The organism is Streptomyces sp. NPDC017936 (assembly GCF_044328485.1).
GTDB lineage: Bacteria > Actinomycetota > Actinomycetes > Streptomycetales > Streptomycetaceae > Streptomyces.
Genome location: NZ_JBIRHK010000012.1, coordinates 89,330 through 103,416, shown reverse-complemented (window position 1 = coordinate 103,416; position 14,087 = coordinate 89,330). Strand labels below are relative to the sequence as shown.

Below are 14,087 nucleotides of genomic sequence, written 5' to 3'. Positions count from 1 at the left end.
CATCGCCTCCCGGTACTCGTCCCAGTCCGGGTGCTCGCCCGCGATGTTGCGGTAGTACTCCACCAGCGGCTCGACGGAGTCGGGGGCGTCGATCACCTCGGCCGTGCCGTCGATCTGGACCCACGGTCCGTTCCACTCGTCGCTCAGAACGATCAGGCTCACCCGTTCGTCCCGTTTGGCGTTGCGCGTCTTGGCGCGATCGGGGTACGTGGACACCACGATCCGGCCCGAGTCGTCGACCCCGCAGGTCAGCGGCGAACCCTGGGGACTGCCGTCGGCGCGCCGGGTGAGCAGGACGGCGCGGTGGCGGGGCCGTACGAAGTCCAGCAGCTCGTCGCGGCCGACGGCGGTGTTCGTTGCGATGTTCGGTGCCATGGAGCCAGCGTAGGGGCAGGACCGGTGCCGTGACCGGTCCCGCCGGTCCTACGCCTGCGGCAGGAACTCCCCCTGCACCGCCTGGACGTCCAGCTCCACCTTCAGCGTCGTCCCGATGGCCGCGATGCCCGCCTGCACGACCTGGTTGTAGTTCATGGCGAAGTCCTCGCGGCGCAGCTCCGCCGTCGCCCGGAAGGCCGCGCGGGTGCCGCCCCACGGGTCGGAGCCGGTGCCGAGGTAGGCGAGGTCGAGGTCGACGGGGCGGACGACCCCGTGCAGGGTCAGGTCGCCGTGGACCGTCCAGCGGTCCTGGCCCGCGGCCGTCAGACCGGTCGAACGGTAGGTGATCTCCGGGTACGTCCCGACGTCCAGGAAGTCGGCGGAGCGCAGGTGAGTGTCGCGCATGCCGTTTCCGGTGTCGATGGAGGCGGCCCGGATCACCGCCACCACCCGGGACTTGGTGACGTCGTCCGGCGCGATCTCGAGGCTCGCCGAGAACTCGGTGAACCGGCCGCGCACGCTGGAGATGCCCAGGTGCTGCGCGACCGCGCCGACCGTGGAGTGCGCCGGGTCGACGGTCCAGGGGCCGGGCGGCGGCAGTTCGGTGCCGCCCTGCCGGGCCAGCGTCACCGTGCCGACCTCGGCCCGCCGGGCGGCGGTGACGAGCGCGCTGGAGGCGGCCGGCGCGTAGCCGACGGCCGTGACGATGACGGTGTACGCCCCCGGCTCCAGGGGAGTGTCGTCCCGCACCGCCCCCTCGGCGTCCGCCTCGGCGCGCAGCACCTGCGAGCCGGTCATGTCGGTCACCGTGACGACCGCGTGCGACACGGCCCATCCGTCCCGCGTACGGATCTTCGCGGTCAGTCCCATCTCTTCCAACTCCTCGGAATACGACCGGCCCGTGGCGGGCGCGCGCCTCCGCTCAGAGCGCGCGCCTCGCCACGGGCCGGGGTTCGACTACTCGCCGGGGTGGGCGAGTTCGATGTCGTGGGCGTCGACGCCGGTGCCGCCCACGGTCAGCGCGGTGGCCACCGGCGGGTAGCCGGTCGCGATGACCGTGTAGTCGCCGCCGTCCAGGTCGGTGAAGGCGTACGCCCCGTCCACGCCGGTCGTGGCCGTGCCGACCACGTTGCCCGCCGCGTCCACCAGGGTCACCCGCGCGTCGGCCAGCGGGCCGTGCGGAGCCCGGACCACGCCCTGGAGGTGGGCCCCCGCCTCGAGGACGACCTCGATCCGGGTGACGCCGGTCGTGGCGATCTCGACGGGCAGCGCGCGCGGCCGGAACCCGGCGGCGTTCACCGCGACGGTCACGGCGCCCGGCACCAGCTCGGCGAAGGAGAACTCGCCCTGCTCACCGGTGGCGCCGGTGGCCAGCAGGTCGCCCCGCACGTCGGTGACGATCACCATCGCGCCCTTGACGGCCTCGCCGGACTGCGCGGCCCGGACCAGGCCGCCGAGCCCGCTGGTGCCGCTGAGCAGGATGTCGTACGCGACCGGCTCGTCGCCCACCACGATCGTGGACGCCTGCGGCTGGAACCCGTCGGCGGAGGCGATCAGGACGTACGACCCCGTGCCGGGCGCGTCCAGGGCGTAGGAGCCGTCGGCCTGGGCGACCGACCGGCCGAGCTGCCGACCCGCCAGCGAGATCAGCGTGACCGCGGCCTGCGGGACGGGCGCGCTCTCGGCGCCGCGGACGAAGCCGCGCACGGGGATGCCGCCGCCGGCGGTGGACGCCGCGGGCGCGTCGGCGACGACGGCCGCGAGCCGCTGCGTGCCCTCGGGGCCCGCCCCGGCCGTGACGGCGGACAGGCCGGGAACCGTCTCCCCGCCGTCGGCCGCGTGCCGCTCGACGGAGGCCGCGGCCGGCGCCTGCGCGGCGGCCGCGTCGTCCGGGGTGGCCGCCTGCGCCATCGCGCCCTTGGTCTTCAGCGGGACCTCCTTGATGAACAGGGTGATCAGGAAGGCGACCAGGGCCAGGGCCGCAGCGATCAGGAAGACGTCGGCGATGCCGTGGCCGTACGCGCTCTCCATGACCGTGCGCAGCGGCGCGGGCAGCGTGTCCATGTCCGGGATCTCACCGGTGGAGCCGGAGCCGGACGCCAGGGAGGCGTACTTCGGGCCGAGGCCGGCGATGCCGTCCTGGGCGTAGTCGGTGATCCGGTTCGCCATGACCGCGCCGAGCGCGGAGACACCGATCGCACCGCCGAGGGAGCGGAAGAAGGTGACCGTGGAGCTGGCGGAGCCGAGGTCGGCCGGGGCGACCTGGTTCTGCGTGCACAGGACCAGGTTCTGCATCATCATGCCGATGCCGAGACCCAGCAGGGCCATGAAGACCGCGGTCTTCCAGTACGCCGTGTCGTACCGGATGGTGCCCAGCAGGCCGAGGCCGGCCGTGACGAGCACGCCACCGCTGACCAGCCAGGCCTTCCACTTGCCGGTGCGGGTGATGAGCTGCCCGGAGACGGTGGAGGAGACGAACAGGCCGCCGATCATCGGGATGGTCAGGACGCCCGACATGGTCGGGGACTCGTCCCGGGCCAGCTGGAAGTACTGGGCGAAGAAGACCGTGCCGGAGAACATTGCGACGCCCACGAACAGCGAGGCGAGCGAGGACAGCGTGATGGTGCGGTTGCGGAACAGCCGCAGCGGGATGATCGGCTCGGCGGCCTTCGACTCGATGAGCACGAAGAGCAGGCCGAGGACGACCGAGCCCGCGACCATCGCGTACGTCTGCCAGGACAGCCAGTCGTACTTGTCGCCGGCGAAGGTGACCCAGACCAGCAGCAGCGAGACGGCGGCCGAGATGAAGAACGCGCCGGCCCAGTCGACCTTCACGTCCCGCTTCACGACCGGCAGGTGCAGGGTCTTCTGCAGCACGATCAGCGCGATGACGGCGAAGGGGACGCCGACGTAGAAGCACCAGCGCCAGCCGAGCCAGCTGGTGTCGGTGATGACACCGCCGAGCAGCGGACCGCCGACGGTCGCGACGGCGAAGGTGGCGCCGAGGTAGCCGGAGTAACGGCCCCGCTCACGCGGGGAGATCATCGCCGCCATCACGATCTGCGCGAGGGCGGACAGACCGCCCACGCCGATGCCCTGCACCACACGGCAGGCGATCAGCATGGCGGGGTTCTGCGACAGACCGGCGGCCATCGACGCCAGGACGTAGATGACCAGGGCTATCTGGACGAGCGCCTTCTTGTTGTAGAGGTCGGCGAGCTTGCCCCACAGGGGCGTGGCCGCCGTCATCGCCAGCAGCGTGGCGGTGACGACCCAGGTGTAGGCGGACTGGCCGCCGCCGAGGTCGCTGATGATCTCCGGGAGGGCGTTCGAGACGATCGTGGACGACAGGATCGCCACGAACATGCCGAGCAGCAGCCCGGACAGGGCCTCCATGATCTGGCGGTGCGTCATCGGCGCGTCGCCGGAGTGCCCGGAGGAGCCTCCCCCGTGCTTGGCGTGAGCCCGCACACCGGTCGGTGTGGTCGTTGCCATGGGCTTCCTTCTCTTACGTAGCTTCTGCGGGTGTACGGGTGGACGATTCACGTACGGGAACGGATGGTGGGCCCGGTGGCCGGTGCGAGGCCGAGCGGCAGTCCCCGAAGCTGGCGCGCAGCCGGGTCATCAGCCGTATGAGCTGGCCGACCTCCTCGTCGGTCCAGTCGCTCAGGCGCTCCGCCATCAGATCGGCACTGCGACGGGACAGGTCGAGGAGCGTCGCCTCGCCCTCGGGGGTCAGGCGCAGGATGCGGGACCGCTTGTCCGCCGGGTCCGGGGACCGGTCGACCCACCCCCGCTCCGCCAGGTGCGCCGCGTGCCGGCTGGTCACCGACATGTCGACGGCGAGCAGCTCGGACAGGGCGCTCATGCGCAGGTCGCCGTGGCGGCCGAGCAGCGCCAGCACTCCCGCCGAGCCCGCCGGACAGTCGGGCGGCAGGATCCGCCCCAGGTCCCGCTTCACGGCCCCGACGGCACTGAGCTGACGTGCCAGCTCCTCGTACTGCTCGGACCGCGCCTGCCCTGCCATCACACCTCCCTGATTTGTTGCTTAGGGCAACCATAGGAGCGCTTGGTTGCTACAGGCAAATAAAACGGGGCCGGTGGCCGCAAAAAGTTGGCAAAGGCAAGTATTGCGGGAGTAAACGTGCTGGTGGGAACGGTCGCGAGCAAGGCGGAACGCGGTCGGACGGGGCGGATCCGGCGTTCCCGGACGGCTCGGCGCCCGGATCCCCCGGCGCCCCGGGACGGACCCGGACGCGGTCGTACGGGCCGCCGGGAACCCCCTCGCACCCGGTGGTTCCGGCTCGCCGGCGAACGCTCCCGCGGCGCGCGGGGGGCCCGGCGCCTCGGCGCGCCCCCCGTGACCCCGGGACGGCGGCCGAACGCGACGCGGAGGGAGGGGGAAGGGGGACGGGGAGCGCCTCGGATGTGCCCGCGGCAACCCCCACTTGGGCCGCCCCGCCCGCTTTCGCTAGTGTCTCGGCCCATGGCTAACACCCAGGGCCCCCAGGGCCACCACGACCCCGCAGGCAGCACCCAGATGTTCCGCGCGTTCGTCGACGAGGGCGCCCCCCAGTCCTCCCGCCAGGCCCCCGCGCCGGCCGGTCCGCGCATCGGTCTGATCGTGGGCGTCGTCGCGGCGGTGGTGATCGTGGCGGCGGTGGCCTGGCTGGCGCTGAAGTAGTCCGCCGGCGAGCGGCCGTCCGGGCCGTCGCCGTCCGGTGGGCGGTGTCCTTCCCACCGCACGGACTGTCCTTCCCACCGCACGGACACGGCCCGCGTCGTCATGCGCGTCCCCCGGGGGAGGCGCCAGGCGTCGAGACACCTCTTCCGGCTCCGCCGCGGGCGGGCGCCTTGACGTGCCGCCCGCCGACGCCGGGGCACCCGAACGGCACCCTCCACCGCCGACGCAGTGGTCCTGCCGTGCCGTGCAGTGCCGTCCGTGGCGGGGCCGGGGTGTCCGCCCGGCCTTCCACCGGCACCAGCCGCACCTCACCCGTGGGCGGAATCGCGGCGGCTCCGGGAGCGTCCGGCGCGGCTCATGACCGCCCCGTAGCCCTCGTCGCGGCCGCCCCGCGCGTCGCCGACGGCGCGCCCGGCACGCCCGCGTACACGACGAAGACCGCCGACGCGCCTGTCGAGGCGCCCCGGCGGCCCGGTGTCCCTCTCGGTCGGCGCATCCGCGCCAGGGGGAGTGCGGCGGGCGGTCCGTCGGGAAGGAATCCTCGGGACCGCCACGGACCGCGTCCGCTCCGGCCGGCCTGCTCGCCGGTCGACTTGCTCGCTCGTCGGCCGGCCTGCTCGTCCGCCGGTCGGCTCGCCCGCCCGCCGGTCCGCGCGGCCCGGCCGGCCCGCGCGGTGAGCCGCTCCGTCCCGCCGGACTAGTCGGAGATCAGGCCCTCGCGCAGCTGGGCCAGGGTGCGGGTCAGCAGCCGGGAGACGTGCATCTGGGAGATGCCGACCTCCTCGCCGATCTGCGACTGGGTCATGTTGGCGAAGAAGCGCAGCATGATGATCCGGCGCTCGCGGGGCGGCAGCTTGGCCAGCAGCGGCTTGAGGGACTCGCGGTACTCGACGCCCTCCAGCGCCGTGTCCTCGTAGCCGAGCCGGTCGGCCAGGGAGCCCTCGCCGCCGTCGTCCTCGGGGGCGGGGGAGTCGAGGGAGGAGGCCGTGTAGGCGTTGCCGACGGCCAGGCCGTCCACCACGTCCTCCTCGGACACGCCCAGCACCGCGGCCAGTTCGGCGACGGTCGGGGAGCGGTCCAGCTTCTGGGAGAGCTCGTCGCTGGCCTTCGTCAGGGCCAGGCGCAGCTCCTGGAGGCGGCGCGGCACGCGCACCGACCACGAGGTGTCGCGGAAGAAGCGCTTGATCTCGCCGACGACCGTCGGCATCGCGAACGTCGGGAACTCCACGCCCCGTTCGCAGTCGAAGCGGTCGATCGCCTTGATCAGGCCGATGGTGCCGACCTGGACGATGTCCTCCATCGGTTCGTTGCGCGAGCGGAAGCGGGCCGCGGCGTAGCGCACGAGGGGGAGGTTGAGTTCGATGAGCGTGTCCCGGACGTAGGCGCGCTCGGGGCTGTCCTCGTCGAGGGCGGCCAGCCGCAGGAACAGGGAGCGGGACAGGGTGCGGGTGTCGATGGTCCCCGTGGCCGGGAGGGCCGGGGCCGGGGCGGCCTCGAGGGCCGTGACGTCGTCGAGCAGGTCGGGCTCGACGGGCGTGACGGGCTCGGCGGGCGCGGACTCGCTCTTCGTGAGCGTGAGCACCTTCGAGCTGCCCTGGTCTGCGGACATGCCACCCCCTTTGGGTCGCGGGACGGTCGCGGCGGACGCTCCCGGAGAGGAAGGTCAGCCTTCACCTGAATACCGGCGCCGAAGCCCCGGCAAACGCGCTTCCGGCAGAATGTCACATGTCGGCAACACGCTGTAGTGACATGTCGACATCTGGGTGACGAATCGGCCCTGGAAGGAAGGGGTGTGACGCTGTTTCAGCATCGTCCTGTCGGGATCCGCCCTGGTGGGCGATTCGCTCGCGACGGTGAGCGTTCGCTCCCGTATTCGGTTACGGAAGCTCCCTCGGACGGGGGGCGCGAGGAGGGCCGCACCCGGGCTAGGCGTCGATCCTGTTCGCCGAGCGCAGCCGCTGGAAGCTGCGGGCCAGGAGCCGCGAGACGTGCATCTGGGAGACGCCGAGTTCCGCGCTGATCTGCGACTGAGTGAGGTTGCTGTAGTAGCGCAGCAGCAGGATCCGCTGTTCGCGTTCGGGAAGTTGGACCAGGAGGTGGCGGACCAGGTCGCGGTGCTCCACGCCGTCCAGCGCCGGGTCCTCGTAGCCGAGGCGGTCCAGCAGGCCGGGCAGTCCGTCGCCCTCCTGCGCGGCCTCCAGGGAGGTGGCGTGGTACGAGCGGCCCGCCTCGATGCAGGAGAGCACCTCGTCCTCGCCGATGCGCAGCCGCTCGGCGATCTCGGCCGTGGTGGGCGTGCGGCCGAAGCAGGTCGTCAGGTCCTCGGTCGCGCTGTTGACCTGCACCCACAACTCGTGGAGCCGGCGCGGCACGTGGACCGTGCGGACGTTGTCGCGGAAGTACCGTTTGATCTCGCCGACGACCGTCGGCATCGCGAACGTCGGGAACTGCACGCCCCGGTCGGGGTCGAAGCGGTCGATGGCGTTGATGAGGCCGATGGTGCCGACCTGGACGACGTCCTCCATCGGCTCGTTGCGGGAGCGGAAGCGGGCGGCCGCGTAGCGCACCAGCGGGAGGTTGGCCTCGATGAGCGCCCCGCGCACCCGGTTGTGCTCCGGCGTGCCCGGCTGGAGCTCCTTCAGCTGGGCGAAGAGCACCTGGGTCAGTGCCCGGGTGTCGGCGCCGCGGCGCTTCTCCGGAACGGGGGCGGGGGCGGATGCCTCCTCCTGGGGCGGCGCAGTACTGGCCGACACGGTCAACGCCACCTCTTCATCGATCAATCATCCGTCAAAAGCGGTCATAGCATCACAAGACATGCGCAGTGTGTGCAAGCACCCGATAACGCCGTGTTGAGGGACAAGTTGGGGCCGGACCAGGCGGTTCGGGACATGCGAAAGCCCTCCGCCGTTCCGGTCGGAGGGCCGCGTGCCGAGGACGGCGTGGGTCAGAACGTGTAGTCCGCGATCACCCAGGTGGCGAACTCGCGCCACAGGGCGACGCCCGCCTGGTGGGCCGGGTGCTCGAGGTACCGCTTGAGCGCGTCCGCGTCCTCGACCGCCGAGTTGATCGCGAAGTCGTAGGCGATGGGACGCTCGCTGATGTTCCAGCCCAGCTCCCAGGAGCGCAGGTCCTCGATCTGGTCGCCCAGGGCGCGGAAGGCGGCCTCTCCCGCGACGACCCGGGGGTCGTCGCGCCCGACCCCCTCGTTGAGCTTGAACAGGACCAGGTGGCGGATCATGGGCACTCCCCGTGCGTGCTACTTCGCTCCGTCGGCGAGCCAGGTGAAGAAGTCACCGACGGCCTTCGCGGCGTCCGATATGCCCTCGAAGCCTATCTGGACGTAGTCCGCGGCCTTGGCGGGGTCTGTGATGATCACGTAGAGCACGAAGACCACGAGTACGTAGACGGCGATCTTCTTGGCGTTCACCGCCACCTGGCCTCCCCTGTTGTGGCCCATGAGGCCCCTGTTGACGGCGGCGAGTGTAACCGTAAGTGCGTTTTACCCACCTCCTCTGCGCGTCCGCGGCGCGTTCGTGCAGCGATTTCGCGCGTCCGTGAACCGATCGGGAGGCCTCGTCCGATGAGGGGGTGAACGCCGCTCCGAGCCCGAGCAAGGGAGAAGACGCATGCTGCACCTGATGGACCTGCCGATCCTCGTGCTGATCGCCCTGGTGGCCGCCCTCTCGCTGTGGGCGCTGATCGACTGCGTCCGCACCCCCGCGGACCGCGTCCGCTTCGTGCCCAAGCTGCTGTGGCTGCTCTTCCTGCTCAACGGCTCGGTCTGCGCGGCCCTCGTCTGGGTCCACTTCGGCAAGAAGCCGGCAGCGGACACGGCGAAGGGCCCGGTCCAGCGGACCGAGCCCTTCGCTCAAGCGCGGTAGCGGAGGGATTTGAACCCTCGGTGACTTGCGCCACACTCGCTTTCGAGGCGAGCTCCTTCGGCCGCTCGGACACGCTACCGAGGGAGACCTTACAGCACGGTGGGCCCTGCTTTGAAATCGGTATTCAACGGGACCGGAAGAACTCGGTGAGCAGTTCCGCGCAGTCCCCGGCGAGAACGCCCTCGATCACCTCGGGGCGGTGGTTGAGACGCCGGTCGCGGACGACGTCCCAGAGGGAGCCGGCCGCACCCGCCTTGTCGTCGCGGGCGCCGTAGACGACCCGGTCCACACGGGACTGGACCAGGGCGCCCGCGCACATCGTGCACGGCTCCAGGGTGACGACGAGCGTGCAGCCGGTCAGCCGCCACTCGCCGGTCCGCGCGGCGGCCCGGCGCAGGGCGACGACCTCCGCGTGGGCCGTCGGGTCGCCGCCGGCCTCGCGTTCGTTGTGGCCGGTCGCGAGGACGGTCGTGCCGTCGGCGGCCAGCACGACGGCGCCGACGGGGACGTCGCCGCCCCGGCCGGCCAGGACGGCTTCTTCCAGGGCGAGCCGCATCGCGGCCCGCCAGCGGTCGCGTACGGGGTCGGGCGCCTCGGCGGCCGTGCGGCTCCCGGGGGTCCGGGGGCTCGCGGGGTCCTGAGGGGTCCGACCCGGATCGGATGCGGTCAGCGGACGGTCTCCAGGACCTCCGAGGCGCCCAGGGCCTCGGCGATCTCGGTGAGCGCGTCCTCGGACAGCGACTTCAGCTCCTTCTCGCCGACGCCGAGGTCGTCGAGGATGGCGACGTCACCGACCGGGCCGTGCGGCACGGCCTCGGCGGCGGAGCCGTCGTCCTCGTCGCCGTCCTCGCCGTCCTCGCCGTCCTCCGTGCCGTCGAGGTCGAGGGAGTCGAGGTCGTCATCGGCGTCGGCGTCCCGGCCGAGCAGTTCGTCGGTGAGCAGGATCTCGCCGTACGAGCTGCGGGCGGCGGCAGCGGCGTCGGAGACGTAGATGCGAGGGTCGTCCTCGCCGTCGATGCGGACGACCCCGAACCACGAGTCCTCCTGCTCGATCAGCACGAGCACCGTGTCCTCGTCGGGAGAGGCTTCCCGGGCCAGGTCGGCCAGATCCGACAGGGTCTCCACATCGTCGAGCTCTGTGTCGCTCGCTTCCCACCCGTCTTCGGTGCGCGCGAGCAGTGCGGCGAAGTACACCGTGACTCTCCCACTGGTCATAGGCGTGCCGGTTGGGGGTCCCCCCGGCGGAGGTTACGGGCGGAGAGAGCTGTGCTCCGAGCCCCACCCACTCGGAATCGTGGCAGAAACAAGGCGTTCAGGGGACGTCTTCGGCTCCCTGTGTCCGGCTGTTTTGATCGCGGTCCGGTGCGTACGTCCGCAAGCAACCCACCAGCGCACTCGTTGCCGCCACGAGCGGATCGTACGCGGATTTCGAGTGCGTCCACGCACGCCCACCCCTCGTAACGCCCGTGGCACCGGCGGTCTTCCCCGTGCGGGCAACGGGCGGGCGGCTACCAGCGGAACGTTCGCATGCGCATCGCGTGTCGCAGCCGGGCGGCCTTCGCCCGGCGCGGCTGGACGCGGTCGCGCAGCTCGCGGGCCTCGGCGAGTTCGCGCAGGAACTGGGCGCGTCGCCGACGGCGCTCGGCCTCGGTCTCCGGCGACTCGTCCGCATCGCGCGCCTCGCGGTCTGGCACGTCAGGCATAGGTCCACCACCCCGGTCCGTCCTGACCACCTTCCCTCCCTGGGGGGATTGATGCCAGCGAACGGCCCCATCGCAGGGGAGAGGCTCACTGTGCGTGCGGACGTCGGGCGGGGTCGGCCCGGTTACTGTTGTGGACATGCGTCTCCACGTCGTCGACCACCCCCTGGTCGCCCACAAGCTCACCGCGCTGCGCGACCGGCGCACGGACTCCGCGACCTTCCGGCGTCTCGCCGACGAGCTGGTCACCCTGCTCGCCTACGAGGCCACGCGTGACGTGCGCACCGAACAGGTCGACATCTCCACCCCGGTCGCCGAGACCACCGGCGTCAAGCTCTCCCACCCGCGGCCGCTGGTGGTGCCGATCCTGCGGGCCGGCCTCGGCATGCTGGACGGCATGGTCCGGCTGCTGCCGACCGCCGAGGTGGGTTTCCTCGGCATGATCCGCAACGAGGAGACGCTGGAGGCCTCCACGTACGCCACGCGCATGCCGGAGGACCTCTCCGGCCGCCAGGTGTACGTCCTCGACCCGATGCTGGCCACCGGCGGCACCCTGGTGGCGGCGATCCGCGAGCTGATCAAGCGAGGCGCCGACGACGTCACCGCCGTGGTGCTGCTCGCCGCCCCGGAGGGCGTGGAGATCATGGAGCGCGAGCTCGCGGGCACCCCGGTCACCGTCGTCACGGCCGCCGTCGACGACCACCTCAACGAGCACGGCTACATCATCCCCGGCCTGGGCGACGCGGGCGACCGCCTGTACGGCGCGGCGGAGTAGCCACCCCGCGGCGGACCGCGTGTCCGCCGCCCGGCCCGGCGGGCGCGGCGTGACGTCGCGGGCGTGCCCGCCGGGCGTCCCGTGAGTCTCCGCCGGGCGACCTGTGAGCTGTCGCGGGCGTCCCGTGAGTCTCCGCCGGGCGACCCGCGAGCCGTCGTCGGCCGCCCCCGCCGGGCGGCGGGTTCCGCGGGCCGGAGTGAGGACGATGCAGCGCGGCGAGGCACGGCCGGGCGCCTCCGCGGGGATCCGGATCGACGTCCGCCCGGATCGACGTCCGCCCGGATCGACGTCCGCCCGGTCCGACGTCCGCCCGGACCGACGACCGGCTGGTTCGACGACTGGCCGGTCCGATGTCCGCCCGGACCGACGACCGGCCGGTCCGACGTCCGGCCGGTCCGACGTCCGGCTGGATCGACGTTCGCCGGGTTCGACGGCCGGCTGGATCGGCGGCCGGTGCCGGGGAACCCGGCCTCGGCGGTGATGTGCGGGGCGCGTTCGGCCGCGTCGGACACCGAGCCGGCGGTGAGTACGTGGTTCCGGCCCGGCGCCTGCGCCCGCAGCACGCCCGGACCATCCCCACCTCGTCGACGGCGGGCAGGCAGAGGTGGTCCCCCCCCCAGGGGCGGGACCGGGCCGTGTCGTGGCCGCCGCCGTTCCCCGCGGGGCCGTCCGCCCGCCGGGTCCTAGCAGTCCTTCTTCGCCGTGGCCTTCTGCGGCTGAGGTGCCGTCAGGGCGGTCAGGGCCCTGGTGGCCTCCGCCTGGCCGGTCAGCGCCTTGAACTCGGTGCCGAGGATCAGGTCGATCGTGGCGCCCGTGCGGGTGGCGTCGGTGCGGCGCTCGGCGGTGGTGAGCTGGGTGGCGAGGACCGGCAGCGAGGTGTTGAGGGAGGACGCGGGGCCGAGCAGCACGCCGGTGCCGGCGACCTTCTTGTCGTACTGCGCGCTCGCGTTGCCCACCTGGCCGACCCGGAAGCCGCGCTTCTTCAGCTCGTCCGCGGTGGTCTTGGCGAGGCCGCTGCGGGTGGTGGCGTTGAAGACGTTCACGGTGATCTGCGCGGGCCTGGGCAGCGCGGCGGGAGCCGCGGTGGCCGCGGGGCTCGCCTTGGTCGAGCAGGCGGTCTTGGAGGCGGCGGCCGAAGCCGTGCCCCCGTCGCCGGTGAAGACGTCGATGAGCTGCAACGTGCCCCAGCCGGCCACACCGATCACCGCCCCGCAGGCGACGACCACGCCGACCAGTCGCCCGCGCCGCCGGTGAGGGCGCATCCGGGGGTATTTGTCCCCCGTGATCCGGTACTTGCCGCCCATGCCGGGGGGAGTCAGCATGCTCATGGGCGCAGCGTAGTGCGCCATGGCTGCCGTGCCTACTAGATGATCATTCGACAGTGCCCAGGAGAACCCGAAAGGGCCAACCGGTTGACGGCGGGGGCGGGTCCGGACGTGCCGCGGGAGCGGGACCGGACGGGCAGCACGGAGACCCGGCCGTCGGACGGGGTCCGTGGCCGGGGCGCGGGAGTCGGTGACTCAGTCCAGTTCCAGCACGCGTGCGTGCAGCACCTGCCGCTGCTGGAGGGCGGCCCGTACCGCGCGGTGGAGACCGTCCTCCAGGTAGAGGTCGCCCTGCCACTTCACGACGTGGGCGAAGAGGTCGCCGTAGAACGTCGAGTCCTCGGCGAGCAGGGTCTCGAGGTCGAGCTGCTGCTTGGTGGTCACCAGCTGATCGAGGCGGACCGGGCGCGGCGCGACGTCCGCCCACTGCCGGGTGCTTTCCCGGCCGTGGTCGGGGTACGGCCGGCCGTTTCCGATGCGCTTGAAGATCACACGGAAAGCCTACCGGGCCAGACGTTCCGGGCGCAGCCATGGCGGCCGAGTGCGACGCTGGAAAAGACATGACGAAGAAGGGCGAAAGGGGAAAGAGGGGGCGCCGGCGCGTCACGCGCGTTATGCACAGGCTGTGGACGAAGGGTCGGCGTACGAGAGGCCCGCGGCTCGGGATCCCGACGGACAACAGCAGGTGGGAGTCCGGGCGGAGGCGGTCGCACCGCCTCCGCGGGCGCGTCAGCGGATCCGGCCGTTCTCCGGGACCTGCCGCGCCTTCGTCCGGTCGGCGGCCGGGGCCGTCTTCATCTGCGGTTTCGGGGTGCTGCGTACGGCCTCGGCGCGCAGCAGCGCGCGCAGGACCGCGTAAGGGTCGGTGGGCATGGCTGTTTCCCTCGCATGTGCCTTCGCGTGTTCCTCGCGGTGTCCTGACTGACCCGCGTGTTCCTCGCGGTGTCCTGACTGACCTCGGCGGGGCCGGTCAGCAGCGCAGGACCACGGTGCGCAGGGAGTCCGGGGCGTACGCCGGCCCGGGCGGCACGGGGAGGGGGCGGCTCCGCGGAACGCCGGGGACGGGGGCCGTGCGGGAGGCGGGGCGCGGGGGTGGTGCGACGGTGCGGTGGGAGGCGTACGAGGCGGGGCGCACGGCCGTGTCGAGCACGTCGTACTCGGCGATCTCGGCGGCGGCCACGGGCGGTGTCGCGCCCGTCCCGGCCGGGACGCCCGGCAGCAGGAGGGCGAGCAGCACCACGACGACCCGCGGCCAGGTGCGGCCGGGCGGGAGGCTTCGTGCGCTGCTCATGGCAGGTCATCTCCCCGCGACACGCGGGGCGTCCAGCACGGTGGGGGCGAGAACCA

General features: G+C 72.5%; 18 protein-coding genes and 1 tRNA gene. 3 read left to right on the top strand and 16 right to left on the bottom strand.

All coding sequences use genetic code 11. The annotated features are described in order from the left end of the window. The 4 genes from ACH4F6_RS24710 to ACH4F6_RS24695 form a co-directional block, all read right to left on the bottom strand. On the bottom strand, positions 1–375 hold a 375-nt coding region (locus ACH4F6_RS24710; protein WP_397962485.1), incomplete at its 3' end, for a PPOX class F420-dependent oxidoreductase. A 48-nt stretch (positions 376–423) separates the two neighbouring features. Next, complete coding sequence (locus tag ACH4F6_RS24705) at positions 424–1,245, bottom strand: YceI family protein (protein ID WP_397962484.1); 822 nt, start codon at positions 1,243–1,245, stop codon at positions 424–426. An 87-nt stretch (positions 1,246–1,332) separates the two neighbouring features. Then, on the bottom strand, positions 1,333–3,870 hold the full coding sequence (locus tag ACH4F6_RS24700; protein ID WP_397962483.1) for an MFS transporter: 2,538 nt from the start codon (positions 3,868–3,870) through the stop codon (positions 1,333–1,335). Positions 3,871–3,883: 13 nt separating this feature from the next. Then, positions 3,884–4,402 (bottom strand): MarR family winged helix-turn-helix transcriptional regulator, encoded by a 519-nt coding sequence (locus tag ACH4F6_RS24695; protein ID WP_397962482.1) that lies wholly within the window; start codon positions 4,400–4,402, stop codon positions 3,884–3,886. 459 nt (positions 4,403–4,861) lie between these two features. On the opposite strand from ACH4F6_RS24695, the gene ACH4F6_RS24690 reads away from it, so the two are divergent. Then, positions 4,862–5,059 carry a hypothetical protein gene (locus ACH4F6_RS24690; protein ID WP_397962481.1) on the top strand — a complete coding sequence of 66 codons (198 nt, stop codon included), beginning with the start codon at positions 4,862–4,864 and terminating at the stop codon, positions 5,057–5,059. 697 nt (positions 5,060–5,756) lie between these two features. On the opposite strand, the gene ACH4F6_RS24685 is transcribed toward ACH4F6_RS24690, so the two are convergent. From ACH4F6_RS24685 to ACH4F6_RS24670, 4 genes are all read right to left on the bottom strand, one after another. Next, positions 5,757–6,668 carry an RNA polymerase sigma factor SigF gene (locus ACH4F6_RS24685; RefSeq protein WP_397962480.1) on the bottom strand — a complete coding sequence of 304 codons (912 nt, stop codon included), beginning with the start codon at positions 6,666–6,668 and terminating at the stop codon, positions 5,757–5,759. A gap of 316 nt (positions 6,669–6,984) precedes the next feature. After that, positions 6,985–7,824 carry an RNA polymerase sigma factor SigF gene (locus ACH4F6_RS24680; protein ID WP_397962638.1) on the bottom strand — a complete coding sequence of 280 codons (840 nt, stop codon included), beginning with the start codon at positions 7,822–7,824 and terminating at the stop codon, positions 6,985–6,987. Positions 7,825–8,003: 179 nt separating this feature from the next. Beyond that, entirely contained in the window at positions 8,004–8,297 is a 294-nt protein-coding gene (locus ACH4F6_RS24675) for a Dabb family protein (protein WP_397962479.1), read from the bottom strand. Between the two features lie 18 nt (positions 8,298–8,315). Further along, positions 8,316–8,516, bottom strand: a complete 201-nt coding sequence (locus ACH4F6_RS24670; RefSeq protein WP_397962647.1) for a hypothetical protein — start codon at positions 8,514–8,516, stop codon at positions 8,316–8,318. Between the two features lie 169 nt (positions 8,517–8,685). Here ACH4F6_RS24670 and ACH4F6_RS24665 point away from each other — a divergent pair, with 169 nt between their 5' ends. Further along, entirely contained in the window at positions 8,686–8,940 is a 255-nt protein-coding gene (locus ACH4F6_RS24665) for a hypothetical protein (protein WP_397962478.1), read from the top strand. On the opposite strand, the gene ACH4F6_RS24660 is transcribed toward ACH4F6_RS24665, so the two are convergent. The 4 genes from ACH4F6_RS24660 to ACH4F6_RS24645 all read right to left on the bottom strand — a co-directional run bounded on the left by ACH4F6_RS24660 (position 8,935) and on the right by ACH4F6_RS24645 (position 10,643). Beyond that, a tRNA-Ser gene (locus ACH4F6_RS24660) sits at positions 8,935–9,019 on the bottom strand. The two genes, ACH4F6_RS24665 and ACH4F6_RS24660, sit on opposite strands and share 6 nt — an antisense overlap. 45 nt (positions 9,020–9,064) lie before the next feature. After that, positions 9,065–9,496 carry a tRNA adenosine(34) deaminase TadA gene (gene tadA / locus ACH4F6_RS24655; RefSeq protein ID WP_397962476.1) on the bottom strand — a complete coding sequence of 144 codons (432 nt, stop codon included), beginning with the start codon at positions 9,494–9,496 and terminating at the stop codon, positions 9,065–9,067. Between the two features lie 110 nt (positions 9,497–9,606). Continuing rightward, entirely contained in the window at positions 9,607–10,134 is a 528-nt protein-coding gene (locus ACH4F6_RS24650) for a hypothetical protein (protein ID WP_397962637.1), read from the bottom strand. A gap of 314 nt (positions 10,135–10,448) precedes the next feature. Next, entirely contained in the window at positions 10,449–10,643 is a 195-nt protein-coding gene (locus tag ACH4F6_RS24645) for a hypothetical protein (RefSeq protein ID WP_397962475.1), read from the bottom strand. A gap of 136 nt (positions 10,644–10,779) precedes the next feature. On the opposite strand from ACH4F6_RS24645, the gene upp reads away from it, so the two are divergent. Then, positions 10,780–11,415, top strand: coding sequence for a uracil phosphoribosyltransferase (gene upp / locus ACH4F6_RS24640; protein ID WP_397962474.1), 636 nt, complete (start codon positions 10,780–10,782; stop codon positions 11,413–11,415). Positions 11,416–12,098: 683 nt separating this feature from the next. Here upp and ACH4F6_RS24635 read toward each other — a convergent pair. The 4 genes from ACH4F6_RS24635 to ACH4F6_RS24620 form a co-directional block, all read right to left on the bottom strand. Further along, the gene (locus ACH4F6_RS24635) at positions 12,099–12,743 is read right to left on the bottom strand and encodes a LytR C-terminal domain-containing protein (RefSeq protein WP_397962473.1); all 645 of its coding nucleotides are present in this window, start codon (positions 12,741–12,743) and stop codon (positions 12,099–12,101) included. 192 nt (positions 12,744–12,935) lie between these two features. Beyond that, positions 12,936–13,232, bottom strand: a complete 297-nt coding sequence (locus ACH4F6_RS24630) for a type II toxin-antitoxin system VapB family antitoxin (protein ID WP_004943146.1) — start codon at positions 13,230–13,232, stop codon at positions 12,936–12,938. A 237-nt stretch (positions 13,233–13,469) separates the two neighbouring features. Continuing rightward, positions 13,470–13,613, bottom strand: coding sequence for a hypothetical protein (locus ACH4F6_RS24625; protein ID WP_397962472.1), 144 nt, complete (start codon positions 13,611–13,613; stop codon positions 13,470–13,472). Positions 13,614–13,710: 97 nt separating this feature from the next. Beyond that, positions 13,711–14,031 (bottom strand): hypothetical protein, encoded by a 321-nt coding sequence (locus ACH4F6_RS24620; protein WP_397962471.1) that lies wholly within the window; start codon positions 14,029–14,031, stop codon positions 13,711–13,713. Positions 14,032–14,087 lie beyond the last annotated feature (56 nt).